Source organism: Terriglobales bacterium (genome assembly GCA_035937135.1).
Taxonomy (GTDB): domain Bacteria; phylum Acidobacteriota; class Terriglobia; order Terriglobales; family Acidobacteriaceae; genus DASYVL01.
This window is the reverse complement of the sequence record DASYVL010000038.1, coordinates 16,118-29,054: the sequence shown is the minus strand read 5'-3', so window position 1 is coordinate 29,054 and position 12,937 is coordinate 16,118. Positions and strand designations below refer to the sequence as shown.

Genomic DNA, 12,937 nt, shown 5'->3' with positions numbered 1-12,937 from the left:
CCCGACTTGCACAACAAGTTGGGCGAACTGCGCGGAGCAGGTTTTCCTCAGAAGTTCCCTATTGGTCAACAGTTTGCGCTTGCCAAGCGAGCCAGCGCTTCCCATAATCGTTACCAAGCGGTAACGCGACAATCGTACCCAGTGGAACGATACCAACGAGCCGATGTACTGCGGATCCTTCGCATCACGGTGCGCCAGCTTTCCGGCTGGGAAAAGACCGGGCTGGTGGCCGTCGCCGAGAGCTATTCCTTTTTTGACCTCCTGCAACTGAAAAAGCTTCGCGACCTGAGCGCCAAAAAGGTGCGCCCGGCGGTGATCCGCGAGTCGCTCCAGGCCATGCAGCGCCAGGTGGCGGGGATGGAGAATCCCCTGATGGAATCGGGGACCTTCTCCACCAAGAGCCGCGTGGCCTACCGCCACAGCGGGTACGCCATGGAGCCCATCGCCGGACAGTTCGTCATGGACTTTGCTCCGGGCAACAACCTGGTGGCCGCCAAGATCAAGTACATGCGCCCGGCAGAGACGGCCGAGGAGCTTTTCCTCAAGGGCGTGGGGCTGGAGGAGGATCCGACCACGCAGGCGGAAGCCATAGAGTGCTACCGCCAGGCGCTGGAGCTGGAACCGGAGCACGCCGCCGTCCACATCAACCTGGGAACGCTCTACTACAACCATCAGGACTACACCCAGGCGGAGAAGCACTATCGCCACGCCACCGCCGCCGACCCGCGCTACGCGCTCGCCTATTTCGATCTGGGGAATGTCCTGGACGAGACCGGACGGTTGCCCGAAGCGGTGCTCGCCTACCGCCAAGCCATCACGCTGGCGCCCACCTATGCCGACGCCCACTACAACCTAGCGCTGGCCTACGAGAAGATGGCGCAGCAGCGCAAGGCGCTCGAACACTGGCGCACCTATGTCCGCCTGGATACTCGCGGCCCCTGGGCGGTGCACGCCCGCAATCAGATCCAGAAAATCCTCGAAGGCGACCCCCTGCAAGTGGTCTTCCGCAAAGCACGTTCCTAGCCCGCCGTTCGGGTGCTACAATCGGTTTTTTCCTCACGGTTCGCCCGACTTTTTTACTACCATTGAAGGGGCCAAATGACTGAGACCCTGGCACAACGACCCTCCGGCCCGCTGCCCCTGGTGGCGCTGAGCGAGGACGAAGTCCTGTTCCGCGATAACATCCGGCAGTTCGCCGAAGAGAAGATCCGCCCCCGCGCCCGCGAGATGGACGAGAAGGGCGTCTTCGATTCCCAGCTCATCCAGCAGTTCTTCCAGCTGGGGCTGATGGGCATCGAGGTCCCGGAAGAGTTCGGAGGAGGCGGAGGCAGCTTCTTCGAGGCCATCCTGGCGGTGGAAGAGACCTCGCGGGTGGACGCCTCGGCCGGGGTGGTGGTGGACGTGCAAAACACCCTGGTCAACAACGCGCTCCTGCGCTGGGCCAATCCCGAGCAGAAGCGCCGCTACCTGCCGAAGATGGCTTCTGAGATGGTCGGCGCCTACGCGCTGAGCGAGGCCGCCTCGGGCTCGGACGCCTTCGCACTGCAGACCCGCGCCCAGCTTCAGGGCGAGCACTATGTCCTCAACGGACGCAAACTCTGGATCACCAACGCCAAGGAAGCCGGGCTGTTCGTGCTCTTCGCCACGATTGACCCGGCCGCCGGCTACAAGGGCATCACCGCCTTCCTAGTGGAGAAGGATTTTCCCGGCTTCAGCGTGGGCAAGAAGGAGGACAAGCTGGGCATCCGCGCCTCCTCCACCTGCGAGCTGATCCTGGAAGATTGCAAGGTCCCCAAGGAGAACGTGCTGGGCGAGGCGGGCAAAGGGTACAAGATCGCCATCGAGACGCTGAACGAGGGGCGCATCGGGATCGGGGCGCAGATGGTGGGCGTGGCGCGCGGCGCCTGGGAGTGCGCTGCCAAGTACGCGCAGGAGCGCAAGCAGTTCGGCAAGGCCATCGCCGAGTTCCAGGGAGTGCAATTCCAGTTGGCGCAGATGGTTACGGAGATCGAAGCCGCGCGCCTGATGGTCTACAATGCCGCGCGCATGAAGGACGCAGGGATGAGCTTCGTGAAGGAAGCCGCCATGACCAAGCTCTTCTGCTCCCAGGTGGCGGAGCGGGTGACCTCGCTGGCGGTGGAGATCTATGGCGGCTACGGCTTCACCAAGGATTATCCGGTGGAGAAGTACTGGCGCGACTCCAAGATCGGGAAGATCTACGAGGGAACGTCCAACATGCAGTTGCAGACTATCGCCAAACTCGTGCTGGGCGGCAAGTGAAGCGCAAAATTTTTCGCTTTTGCTGAGGGTTCGAACATGGAAAACGATCGCCGACAGTTCCTGCGCATCCGGGTCCCGGGCCAGCCCGTGGCCCTCGATGAGCAAGGGAAGAAGCTGGGACGGGTGGAAGAGGCGGGAGGGGGCGGCATGCGCATCCGGCTGGAAGCGGACGGGAAGTCCCCGGCCAAGGGCAGCCGCATCAAGATCACGGTGGTGGAGGCCGGCACCAACCACGTCATCCACACCGCCAGCGTGCTGGTCCGCTACAGCGAAGGCGCCGCCCTGGGGCTGGAGTTCGTGGCCGAAGGTCCCCCGCCGGGCTCCGCCTAGCCCCCGGAACCAGGTTTCCCTTGTCCTGGGACCTTCGTTCTCCAATAGAATGAATGACTTGGGAGACAAGCTTTCCGCTAGATTAGGAGCCTCCTTTGTCACAGGACCCAGTTCGTGAGCTGCAGGATCTGAAGGCAGTCCACGACTTTTACACCGCCATCCTCGAGAAAGCGCTGCGCCATCCGGTGCCGACGCCGAACGAAGTCAAGAATCCCAACCCCGCCCCGGAGGTGCTGCTGGAGACCATCAGCACGCTCCAACGCTGGCTGAACCTACTGGATCTGGCCATCACGCCGTCCATGGTCCGGGACGGGCTCCCGGCATCCTCGTCGCAAGAGGTCCCGGAGGCCCTGCTGCGGTATTACACCTTCAAGAACTCACACAGCATGCTCGACCGCGGCAAGGCCGACTCTGTCTGCACCTACCTCTACCGTCATCCGGCCGCGGAAACCGGGCGCAAAGCTCCCACCGATCCGGCCGACAGGCGGCGCCCCATCACCGACCAGGGAACCGAGTTCGAGAGCGAGATCAACCTCATGCTGGGAGGCCTCGAGCCCCTGCCCCTGCCGGAGCAGTATCGCCAGTTGCTGCGTGAGTTTGACTTCATCCAGGAAGAGCTGGACGACATCGGGCACTTCGACCAGCTGATGGATTCGGGCGTGGTGGAGCGGGTGCGGGGAATCAAGGAATCGTTGGGCGACATCTTTTACTACCCTCGGGCGCTGGCCACGCTGGCCGCCTACAACAACTTCTTTGGTGGCCACTTTGATGAGCTGTTCCGGGTCGCCGCCCAACAGATCAAGAACTTTGCCGCCAAGGTGCTGGAAGATGGTGGGAGCATCATGAGCCGCGTGGACGGCGACGTCATCGTCAAGCATCTGACCGAGGTCGAAGAGTCCCACATCATGAAGCAGGAGTACGAGCGCGCCAAGGAGACCTTCCATAAGGTCTCCAAGCTCAAGAAGGCGGTGGACAGCCGGCGATTGGGACGGGGAAGCGGGGCTCCCAGTTCTCCCGCGGCGCCGACGCTTGCTTCGATGTCGCGCCCTGTGCCGAAGCTTATGGAACCCAGACCCTCGCAGCTGGAATCGCTGGCCGAGGCGCCGCCGTTCGCCGTGGGCAACGCCATCGAGTACGCCCGGACGCAGAAGACCCTGGAATCCATCCGCAGCTTCGTCCGGGCGGCGCAAGGCAACTGGAACATCATGCCCATACGCAACGGGAACATTGCACTGAGCGCGGCCGAGGCAGATGCGTTTCGCGCCGAAACCCACGCCGAGAGGAGCTTCCGCGGCGACTACGCCACCCTCCTGATGCAGGCGGTGGCCTTGCTGGTGCGCATGACCGCGGAGCTGGAGGATTACAACTCCAAGCGCGACTCCGCCTACCTGTGGAAACCGCACGCCGATGCCCTCACCTACCTGATGGCGGCGGCGGGGCGCGTCCTTTCGAATGCCGCTACCGTCCTGGCGGTCGCCGAGCAGCGCGGGCTGGTGGACAAGGCCAAGGCCCTGACGGCTTCCCTGGAGCGGCTGAAGGGCCAAACCACACTCGTGGCCAAGGCATTGCAGAGCTGACTCAGGAATCCGCCTCTCCCCATGGCTTCTGCCTCGCTTCCCTCGCTGGTCCGCATTTGCTATCTAAGGGAAAAGAAGCTGGAGACTTTGCCCGGCGGCGGCGAGAGTGTTCTCTACCGCTTCCCCGACGGACGCCAGCTCAGCAACTGGGAGCTGATCCGCACCCCGGAATACGAGGCCTTCAAGCGCGGCTTTCGCGACAGCTTCGAGGGACGCGCGTCGGAGGAATCGCTCGAACCCCAGCTGCGCGACGAGTATCAGTCAGGATTCCGGCATGGCGGGCAGGAGCGAAAGACGCAGCAGGAGTGATGGCATCCACGCGGCTGAGATTAGAATGAGAGCAACACACCTGCTGCGGGCGCGTAGCTCAAACGGATAGAGCACCGGCCTTCTAAGCCGGGGGTTGCAGGTTCGATTCCTGCCGCGCCTACCAGAAATTCCCCTTCCGTCCTTCGATTCGAGTCTGCGGTTTAACCCGCGGCGGCGGCGCGGCGTTGCGCGGCAGAGAGCTGCAGCAGCGCATTCTCCACCACCTTGAGCGCGATGGCCCAGCGCTGGCGGGCTTCCGCTTCGTCGTCGCCATAGCCGTACAAATAGAAGGTCACGCAGAAGCCGGTCTCAGAGACGTCGGGATCCGGCGCTTCCGGGTCGTGGTAGTAACAGCGGCGCACCACCAGCTCGGCGGCGGCGGGGATCTCCGGCACGCGGCGCAGCAGGCGCGAGGTGGAATCGGCAAGCTCCTCATGACGCTCCAGCGACGTCCGCCGCCCCAGGTCGTTGAAGATCAAATCGATGTAGGAGCCGAACTTCCACGCCGCGCCGTAGATGCTCTCCTCCTCGGTCATCTTGTCCGAGAGCCAGGTGTCGCACTTTGCGGTCTCGAGGATGGAGTGGCCGGAGTTGATGGAAGCCAAAAACTCACCCAGCTCGCGGTTGTGGTGGGTCTCGATGATGTTGAGGAGCAGTTCGGGACGCCGCCGCAGGTCGCAGTAGCGGACTTCGCCCTCGGGCGACGACCAGGGGATCTCCAGGCAATCGTCCTGCGCGCCCAGTTCGACACTGACCTCGGTCTGCACGGGAAGCCCTCTCCCCTACCCTCACACCCGCGGAGCATGCCCCGCAGGGACGCCCCGATGGCTGCTATGAGAACACTTTTCGCCGGAAAATCCTAGACGCCGCAGCTAGAAGGCAGAGAAAAACTCGACCACGCGGCGCTCGGCCCAGCGGCCGTCGTAGCCGTTGGCCGGGGCCAGGAAGGCGCAGTGCCCGCCCCCGGCGGTTTCGATCAGCCGGATCTGCGGATTGGCCGCGAGCCTAGCGCGGGTCTCCGCGGTCAGCGAGACGAAGGGATCGTCCAGGGCGTGAAGGATCAGCGTGGGCCGGGCGATGCGCTCCAGCACGCGCGAGGCGCTGGAGCGCGCGTAGTAGTCGTCGGCGCCGGTGAAGCCGCAGTAGCGCGCCGTCACCCGGTCGTCGAAGGCGCGCACGCTGCCCAGGCGCCGCAGGCCGCGCGTCTCATACCTCCCGGGAAAGAGCCGGGCTTTGGTGCGCAGCCGGCGCTTCAGTCCCCAGAGAAAGTTCCATTCGTAGAGGCGGTTGCCGGGGCGATGCAGCGCGTCGGAGCAGGCGGCGAGGTCGATGGCGGGCGAGACCGCGGCCACGGCGCGCACCTCCAGCGGCGCTTCCCCGCCCCACTCTCCCACCAGCTTGAGCGTGATGTTCCCGCCCATGGAGAATCCGGCCAGGAAGATGCGCGGCAGCTTGTCTTCGGCAATCAGCTCGCGCACCACCGCGTCCAGATCGGCGGAGAGCCCGGAGTGGTAGAGCGTGGGCGCGAGCCGCTCGGTGCCGCCGCAGTTGCGCATGTTCATGCGGACGACGTTCATGCCCGCCGCCCAGGCCTTGTCGGCGGTCCCGAGGACGTACTGCGCGGCGCTTGAACCTTCCAGTCCGTGTAGCAGGACGAGCGTTGCCGCTGCACGCCGCTCCACCTGCCAGTGACAGTGGCAGAGGACTTGAATGTCTGCGACGCCCGCTTCCACGTTGAAGAGCCGCTCCTCGGCCGGCGGGAGCGAGTGGCGGCGCGGCAAGAGCGCGGCCGCCAGGGTCTGCACGTGTCCGCCGCGCAGGAAGGCCCGCGGGACGAAGGCGGCGCTAGGATCGTTGGGCTCGGCGGGCTCGTTGGGCTCGTTGGGCCCATTGGGATCGTTGGGCTCGTTGGGCTCGGCGGGTCTGCTAGTATTCTCTTGCGGCATTTCTCAGGAGAATACTAAAGGGAGCCGGTCACTTATGCCCATCTTTGAATACATCTGCAAGGAATGCGGCCATCACTTCGAGGTCCTGGTGATGGGCTCCAAGAAATCCGAGTGCCCATCCTGCCGGAGCGCGAAGCTCGAGCAGCAGCTCTCCGCCTTCGCCGTCGGACCCAGCAAGAGCACCTCTTCCCTACCCTCTCCCGGCCCCTGCGGAAGCTGCGGCGACCCCCGCGGCCCGGGGTCGTGCTCGATGAACTGACACCCCTTACCGCGGATTCACGCGGGTCAGCGCCAACCCTTATTTTCACCACGGCGCCACGGAGGAATTCCTGGTCCATCCGCGCAAGTCCGTGGCGGACGAAGTTGCGGGTGTTTGGCGAAGGCGGGAAGGAAAGGCTGGGGTGGGTGGTGGGATTCGAACCCACGACAGCCGGAGCCACAGTCCGGAGTTCTACCCCTGAACTACACCCACCGTATCGGTTGATTATAACAAGGGGTCAGAACCGAGGCCCTTCGACCCATGGTCCCCCGCCTGCCGCGGTAGAAGCGGGAGGCCTCCCTTCGACTTCGCTGGGACGGAGGCGCGCGCGCCGGGAAGCCATACAACCCGGTGTGGCAAGAGTCACAGACCGAACCCTGCGAAGGCTCCACTCTGTTCTTAGGGAGAACTGGCCCTGAAGACTGGCGCGAATGCGGTTGAGGAGGTCTAAACCTATGGCACGCAAAACGCTTCTGTTGTGGGGGCTGCTGGTGGCCTTTGCCATCCTGGCGGTTGCCCAGAAACCCGTGGTCAAGAATGTTCCTGCCCCGCAGACCTCGCCCGCCTCCGGGAAGGAAATGTATGTGAACTATTGCGCTTCCTGTCACGGAGTCGCAGGCAAGGGGAATGGTCCCGCGGCCGTCGCGTTCAAGGTTCCACCGCCGGACCTCACCACCCTGAGCCGCCGGAACCAGGCGAAGTTCTCCGCAGCCCACGTTTACCAGGTCATCAAAGGGGACGCGACGATGTCGGCGCACGGCTCCAAGGAGATGCCGGTCTGGGGTTCGGTGTTCAGCTCCATGAGCAAGGGCGATCAGGCGATGGTGCAACTGCGGATCAGCAACCTGACCAAGTACATCGAGTCGCTGCAGGTGAAGTAGCCGGCCAGCGATCGCCCGCTAAGAGGTTCCCGGGGATCCCAGGCCCCCTTGTGCCGTCGGGACGTGAGCGTCCTGACCGGCGGGCAATCGCGCTAGTTCCTTCCCATGCCGACGTACTGGAAGCCCATGGCGCGGAGGCGGGGGCCGTCCAGCAGGTTCTTGGTATCCACGATGAGGGCGCGGTGGACGATGCGCTTGAGCTTGTCGAAGTCGAGCGCGCGGAACTCGGGCCAAGCGGTGCCGACGATGATGGCGTCCACGCCCTCGGCGGCGTCGTAGGCGGAATCGAAGCAAAGGACGGCGCTATCCAGTTCGCCGCGGGCGTCGGGGATGGCCACCGGGTCGTAGGCGCGCACGTGGGCACCCTTCGACAGCAGGCGCTTGGCCAGCAGCATGGAAGACGACGCGGCCACCGAGTTGGTGTTGGGCTTGAAGGCCAGGCCGAGGATGGCGATCTCCTTGCCCATGACCGAGTCGAGCGTCTGCGAAATCTTTTCCACCAGGCGGTCGGAGTGCGAGTGGCTGACCTCGCGCGCGGCGCCCAGGACCTTGAGTGGCACACCGGCGCACTGGGCGAGGTGGGCGAGCGATTCCATGTCCGCTTCGACGAAGGCGCCGCCGAGGGTAGCGCCGGGTTGCAGGCAGCGGGGCGCGATCTTCTTGTCCAGCCCCATGGCCAGGGCCAGGTCGGCGGAGTCGGCGCCCACGCGCTCGCACAGGCTGGAGAGCTCGTTGATGAACGAGATCTTGGTGGCGACGAAGGCGGTGGAGGCCTGGCGTACCAGCTCCGCGGTCTCGTGGCTGGTGACGATGATAGGGACGCCGCGCAGGGCCAGCGGGCGGTAGAGGTGCTTGAGCGCGAGCACGGCCGAGTGCGAGGAGGAGCCGAGCACGATGCGGTCGGGCCAGTTGAAGTCCTCGATCGCGCAACCGTCGGTGAGGAAGAGCGGGTGCGAGACCAGGGGACGCTGGTCCTTGGCGGCGCGCAGCTTCTGTTCGATCTTGGCGGCGGTGCCCACCCCCACCGGCGTCACGATAACCAGGATGGCGTCCTTGGGCGCGACGCGCGCGACCTTTTCCGCCTCATCCCCGGCATAGCGCGGCGAGTCTTCGGCCAGCACCACGATCTCCGCCTTCTCGGCGAAGGTGGCGAGCGTGGTGGAGTAGGTCAGGCGGCCGGCGCGCACGTTGCGCCGAATCATCTCCTTCAGGTCCTTCTCGTGGTAGGAGATGAGGCCGCGGGCCAGGCGCTCGATGCGCGCGGTGTCGTCGTCATAGCAGATGACGGGTGTGCCGAAATCCGCCAGACATGCGGACACCACCGTTCCCAGATATCCTGCGCCGTACACCGCGATCTGCATGGGGAGGCCCTCTTTCTTTCTCGGGAACGAGAGTTGTAGTCTTTCGCGAAGTTCATACGCAATGCGAAAGAAGGCCATGACCTTCCGCGACGGAAGGCGTGTTGATAACGCGGGAGTTGGCGGAGACGGCGCTCAGCCGCGGGGCGGGGTGGCGAAGGCGCGGCCGAGCTGCACGGGGGCGAGGTCGGCCCATTGGCCGGGGCGCTTGCACTCGCGCACGAAGGTGAGCTCCTCCACCCGGGCGCTGCGCGGACCTCGATAGGCGCTCCAGCGCTGGCGGGCCAGTTCAAGCACGGCGGGCAGGCGCCTCTCGTCTGTCAGCTTGACGATGGTGAGGTGCGGCATATAAGACCACTGCTCGCTGCAGGAGAGCGCCTCGGTGTTGAGCCGCCCGTGCAGCTGGTGCAGGCGCTGCCCCGCTTGGCCCACGCGAAGATAGATAGTGGCAGTGACGGGCTGGAAGCTTTCGACGACGTCCAGGCCGACCTCGAAGGGCTGGACTTCGTCGCACAGACGCGCGAGCGTGGCCAGTGCCTCCGCTTCCGACCCTTCCAGGATGCGCGGCGGCAGGATGGTGATGTGCGCGGACAGGTGGCCGAGCTCGGGATGGAGTTCGCGGCGCAAATCCTCCACGAACCGGCCCAGATCATTCTTCACGTAGGCTACGAGGGCATACTGCAACGGCTGCATACCAACTGCGGATTATATGCCCGCAAGCGGTGGGCGGAAGTCCCGCGGCTGATTCCGGGCGCCCGGCTTCCTGTAGTGTAGGCACATGCGCGAGCGCCGCAGAGTTTACGAATGAGTGCTGCCGTGGAACCCGAAGTCATCCCGCCAGATGCGCCCTGGCCGCCCGCCGCGGCGGAGGAGGAGGGCCTCCTCAACGACGAGCACCTGGAATACCTGGTCGCGCTGCTGGATGACATCTTCCGCATTCCGCTGACCGGGATCCGCTTCGGCCTGGACCCGCTGATCGGGCTGATTCCCGGCGTGGGCGACTGGATCACAGGCGCCGTCTCGTTCCTGATCCTGGTGGCGGGATGGCAGCGCGGGCTGCCGCGCGTGGCCCTGACGCGCATGGTGGTGAACATCGGTATTGATTCGCTGGTGGGGACGGTGCCCGTCCTGGGCGACGCCTTCGACGTGGGATGGAAGTCGAATCGGAAGAACTTCACCCTGCTCCAGGCCTATCAGGAGTCCAAACGCCGCAGTCAGACCTGGCGCGACTGGGCCTTCCTGCTGGCGCTGGTGGGGACGGTGGGGCTGCTGCTGGTAGCGCCGTTCGTGCTGCTCCTCCTGGCGATTCACTGGCTGCGCCGCTAGGCCGTCGCCCGCGCGCACGCGCGGGCGTACGGGAAGGACACCAAGTTGTCTCACGCGGGGTTGGGACTGGGTGTTCTATTCCGCACACCAAGCAGACAAGCACTTGTGGCACGATCCAAACTGGGAACAGTGGCCCCAAGCTCGCAAAAGGAAGCTAGAATAAGGACTTGATTCTGTCGGGGCGTAGCGCAGCCTGGTAGCGCACCTGCCTTGGGCGCAGGAGGTCAGAGGTTCGAATCCTCTCGCCCCGACCAGTCCTGGCGAGCGGAGACCCTCGCTCCGCGCGGAGAGACTGCGGCGGGCCCTGGTGTCATGTCCCGCGAGGCCGCCCCGGCGAACTCGAGTGCTCCCCAGAACCCGGGAGTGAACGGATCACGATGAAATTGAGCCTACGTCCGATTCTCTGGCTGGTGGCGGGAATCACCCTGGTCACGTTCGCGCTGGCGTACCTGGAGGTGCGCGCCGACGAGCATCGTCTGCTGGCGGACCTGGAGAGGAGTACCGCGGGAGCAGCCGAACGCATGCAGGATGACCTGCCGACCCAGGCCAAGGCCGGTTCCCGGGAGGAACTTCAGCGATTAGTCCAGCGCCTGGCGAAGGGTGAGCACGTCTCGGGAGTTGCGCTCTTCGACTCGCAAGGCATATCGCAGGCCCTAACGCCGGGCATGGCGACGCAATTGGCGGTTCCGCTATCCAGCCTGGTGAAGGCGAAGGCGGAGAGCCAGGGGAGGGGCGAGTTCCTGTGGCTGGAACAGTCGCGAGTGTACGTTTACGTGCTGCCGGGGCAGGCCGCGGGCCGCGCCGGCGTGCTTGCGGTGGTGGAGGATGCCAGCTACATCGACGCTCAGAAGTCCCGCATCTGGCGGGACGCCTCCTTAGGTGTCCTGCTGCGAGTGCTGTTGATCGCGCTCACGGCGCTGCTGGTCATCCGCTGGAGCATTGTGGAACCGATCAAGCAAACCGCGCAATGGATGAGAGCGCTTCGCACCGGAGGGGCGACCAAACAAATGGCTCTTCCGGACGGGACCCTGCTGGAACCCTTGGCGAAGGAGGTGGCTAGTTTCGCGCGGAGCCTGGATGCGGCCAAGGAGACGGCGGCAAAAGAGGCGCGGCTGCGCGAGACCGCGGACGCGACTTGGACGGCGGAGAAACTTTCCGCTCACGTTCTTAAGAAGCTGCAAGGCAACCGTTTGCTGGTGGTCTCCAACCGCGAACCATACATGCACCGGATCAACGGCAGGACGGTGGAAACGATTGTTCCGGCCAGCGGCCTGGTGACGGCGCTGGAGCCCATCCTGCGCGCCAGCGAGGGGACGTGGATCGCGCACGGCAGCGGGGATGCCGACCGGACAATGGTGGACGAGCACGCGAGGCTGCGCGTCCCTCCGGATGACCCGCACTACACCTTGCGGCGGGTGTGGCTGACCAAGGAGGAGGAACAGGGCTACTACTTCGGCTTCGCCAACGAGGGTCTGTGGCCGCTGTGCCACATCGCGCATACGCGTCCCACCTTCCGCGCGGCGGACTGGGAGCAGTATCAGGCGGTGAACCGGAAGTTCGCCGACGTCGTCCTGGAGGAGATGGAGGGCGCCGAGCAGCCCTTTCTGCTGGTGCAGGACTATCACTTCGCGCTGCTGCCCCGAATGGTGAAGAAGCGGCGCCCGGAGGCGCGCGTAGCCCTCTTCTGGCACATCCCCTGGCCGAACCCGGAGGCCTTCGGCATCTGCCCGTGGCAGCGCGAGCTGCTGGGCGGCATGCTGGGCGCCGACCTGCTGGGCTTCCACATCCAGGCGCACTGCAACAACTTTCTGGAAACGGTGGACCGCGTCTTGGAGTCGCGCATCTCCTGGGAGCGCTTCTCGGTGCAGCGCGAGGGTCACCGCTCGGTGGTGCTGCCCTTCCCCATCAGCGTGGACTTCGCGGAGCCTGCGCCGACGCCGACGCCCTCGAACGTGCTCGCAGCGGAGCGCGCCGCGGTGTTCGCGGAGCTGGGCAACAACGGAGCGACCCGCCTGGGGGTGGGCGTGGACCGGGTGGACTACACCAAGGGCATTCTGGAGCGCTTCTGCGGCATCGAGCGCTTTTTTGAGAAGTATCCGGTATATCTGGGACAGTTCACGTTCGTGCAGATCGGCGCGCCCAGCCGCACGGAGATCAAGCGCTATCACGATCTGTTCGACCAGGTCGCCGCCGAGGCCGAGCGCGTCAACGCGCGCTTCCAGAACGGCAAGTGGAAGCCCATCGTGCTGCGCAAGTGGCACCACAGTCATCAGGAGATCCTGCCGTTCTACCGGGCGGCGGACCTGTGCATGGTGACTTCCCTGCACGACGGGATGAATCTGGTGGCCAAGGAATTCGTGGCGGCGCGACAGGATGAACAAGGCGTACTGATCCTGAGCCGCTTCACCGGCGCCGGCCGCGAACTGCGTGACGCGCTGGTGGTGAACCCGTACGACTCCGAGGAGCTGGCGGACGCCATCCGTCTGGGCCTGGAGATGGACACGCCGGAGAAGAAGGCGCGCATGCAGCGCATGCGGCGAGTGGTGAAGGAATACAACATCTATCGCTGGGCCGGGAACCTGATCTCGGAGCTGGCGGACCTGCGGATCGAGCCCCCGGAGAGCACCAAGGCACACGCGAGGAGCGGCGGCGGAATGGGCGGAATGTGACG

General features: G+C 65.0%; 13 protein-coding genes and 3 tRNA genes. 11 read left to right on the top strand and 5 right to left on the bottom strand.

The features are described from left to right. Positions 1–141: 141 nt before the first annotated feature. The 6 genes from VGQ94_01945 to VGQ94_01920 all read left to right on the top strand — a co-directional run bounded on the left by VGQ94_01945 (position 142) and on the right by VGQ94_01920 (position 4,620). Positions 142–1,023, top strand: a complete 882-nt coding sequence (locus VGQ94_01945) for a tetratricopeptide repeat protein (GenBank protein HEV2021266.1) — start codon at positions 142–144, stop codon at positions 1,021–1,023. Between the two features lie 75 nt (positions 1,024–1,098). Then, positions 1,099–2,280: an acyl-CoA dehydrogenase gene (locus VGQ94_01940; protein ID HEV2021265.1), complete on the top strand. Its 1,182-nt coding sequence runs from the start codon at positions 1,099–1,101 to the stop codon at positions 2,278–2,280. Between the two features lie 36 nt (positions 2,281–2,316). Further along, on the top strand, positions 2,317–2,610 hold the full coding sequence (locus tag VGQ94_01935; protein ID HEV2021264.1) for a PilZ domain-containing protein: 294 nt from the start codon (positions 2,317–2,319) through the stop codon (positions 2,608–2,610). A gap of 95 nt (positions 2,611–2,705) precedes the next feature. Next, positions 2,706–4,187, top strand: coding sequence for a hypothetical protein (locus VGQ94_01930; protein HEV2021263.1), 1,482 nt, complete (start codon positions 2,706–2,708; stop codon positions 4,185–4,187). Positions 4,188–4,208: 21 nt separating this feature from the next. Then, positions 4,209–4,496, top strand: coding sequence for a hypothetical protein (locus VGQ94_01925; protein HEV2021262.1), 288 nt, complete (start codon positions 4,209–4,211; stop codon positions 4,494–4,496). A gap of 47 nt (positions 4,497–4,543) precedes the next feature. Then, positions 4,544–4,620 (top strand) — tRNA-Arg (locus VGQ94_01920). Positions 4,621–4,657: 37 nt separating this feature from the next. Here VGQ94_01920 and VGQ94_01915 read toward each other — a convergent pair. Both VGQ94_01915 and VGQ94_01910 read right to left on the bottom strand, forming a co-directional pair. After that, on the bottom strand, positions 4,658–5,263 hold the full coding sequence (locus VGQ94_01915; GenBank protein HEV2021261.1) for a hypothetical protein: 606 nt from the start codon (positions 5,261–5,263) through the stop codon (positions 4,658–4,660). Positions 5,264–5,368: 105 nt separating this feature from the next. Next, positions 5,369–6,442, bottom strand: coding sequence for an alpha/beta fold hydrolase (locus VGQ94_01910; GenBank protein ID HEV2021260.1), 1,074 nt, complete (start codon positions 6,440–6,442; stop codon positions 5,369–5,371). A 34-nt stretch (positions 6,443–6,476) separates the two neighbouring features. Between VGQ94_01910 and VGQ94_01905 the strand changes: the two genes are divergently transcribed. Then, entirely contained in the window at positions 6,477–6,701 is a 225-nt protein-coding gene (locus tag VGQ94_01905; protein HEV2021259.1) for a zinc ribbon domain-containing protein, read from the top strand. Between the two features lie 138 nt (positions 6,702–6,839). Here VGQ94_01905 and VGQ94_01900 read toward each other — a convergent pair. Further along, a tRNA-His gene (locus VGQ94_01900) sits at positions 6,840–6,914 on the bottom strand. 242 nt (positions 6,915–7,156) lie between these two features. Here VGQ94_01900 and VGQ94_01895 point away from each other — a divergent pair. Continuing rightward, positions 7,157–7,582 carry a c-type cytochrome gene (locus VGQ94_01895; protein ID HEV2021258.1) on the top strand — a complete coding sequence of 142 codons (426 nt, stop codon included), beginning with the start codon at positions 7,157–7,159 and terminating at the stop codon, positions 7,580–7,582. Between the two features lie 92 nt (positions 7,583–7,674). Here the strand turns inward: VGQ94_01895 and VGQ94_01890 are convergent, their stop codons facing one another. Both VGQ94_01890 and VGQ94_01885 read right to left on the bottom strand, forming a co-directional pair. Continuing rightward, entirely contained in the window at positions 7,675–8,943 is a 1,269-nt protein-coding gene (locus tag VGQ94_01890) for a nucleotide sugar dehydrogenase (protein HEV2021257.1), read from the bottom strand. Positions 8,944–9,075: 132 nt separating this feature from the next. Next, positions 9,076–9,633, bottom strand: coding sequence for a 2'-5' RNA ligase family protein (locus VGQ94_01885; protein HEV2021256.1), 558 nt, complete (start codon positions 9,631–9,633; stop codon positions 9,076–9,078). Between the two features lie 111 nt (positions 9,634–9,744). Between VGQ94_01885 and VGQ94_01880 the strand changes: the two genes are divergently transcribed. The 3 genes from VGQ94_01880 (at position 9,745) to VGQ94_01870 (ending at position 12,935) form a co-directional block, all read left to right on the top strand. Next, the gene (locus VGQ94_01880) at positions 9,745–10,266 is read left to right on the top strand and encodes a DUF4112 domain-containing protein (protein ID HEV2021255.1); all 522 of its coding nucleotides are present in this window, start codon (positions 9,745–9,747) and stop codon (positions 10,264–10,266) included. A gap of 177 nt (positions 10,267–10,443) precedes the next feature. After that, positions 10,444–10,520, top strand: a tRNA-Pro gene (locus tag VGQ94_01875). 123 nt (positions 10,521–10,643) lie between these two features. Further along, positions 10,644–12,935, top strand: a complete 2,292-nt coding sequence (locus VGQ94_01870) for a trehalose-6-phosphate synthase (protein ID HEV2021254.1) — start codon at positions 10,644–10,646, stop codon at positions 12,933–12,935. Positions 12,936–12,937 lie beyond the last annotated feature (2 nt).

What these genes read in the sequence shown, in the direction of transcription:
- VGQ94_01940 (HEV2021265.1), top strand. Translation starts at nt 1,099, where the DNA reads ATGACTGAGACCCTGGCACAACGACCCTCCGGCCCGCTGCCCCTGGTG.
- VGQ94_01935 (HEV2021264.1), top strand. Translation starts at nt 2,317, where the DNA reads ATGGAAAACGATCGCCGACAGTTCCTGCGCATCCGGGTCCCGGGCCAG.
- VGQ94_01925 (HEV2021262.1), top strand. Translation starts at nt 4,209, where the DNA reads ATGGCTTCTGCCTCGCTTCCCTCGCTGGTCCGCATTTGCTATCTAAGG.
- VGQ94_01910 (HEV2021260.1), bottom strand. Translation starts at nt 6,442, where the DNA reads ATGCCGCAAGAGAATACTAGCAGACCCGCCGAGCCCAACGAGCCCAAC.
- VGQ94_01905 (HEV2021259.1), top strand. Translation starts at nt 6,477, where the DNA reads ATGCCCATCTTTGAATACATCTGCAAGGAATGCGGCCATCACTTCGAG.
- VGQ94_01895 (HEV2021258.1), top strand. Translation starts at nt 7,157, where the DNA reads ATGGCACGCAAAACGCTTCTGTTGTGGGGGCTGCTGGTGGCCTTTGCC.
- VGQ94_01890 (HEV2021257.1), bottom strand. Translation starts at nt 8,943, where the DNA reads ATGCAGATCGCGGTGTACGGCGCAGGATATCTGGGAACGGTGGTGTCC.
- VGQ94_01885 (HEV2021256.1), bottom strand. Translation starts at nt 9,633, where the DNA reads ATGCAGCCGTTGCAGTATGCCCTCGTAGCCTACGTGAAGAATGATCTG.
- VGQ94_01880 (HEV2021255.1), top strand. Translation starts at nt 9,745, where the DNA reads ATGAGTGCTGCCGTGGAACCCGAAGTCATCCCGCCAGATGCGCCCTGG.
- VGQ94_01870 (HEV2021254.1), top strand. Translation starts at nt 10,644, where the DNA reads ATGAAATTGAGCCTACGTCCGATTCTCTGGCTGGTGGCGGGAATCACC.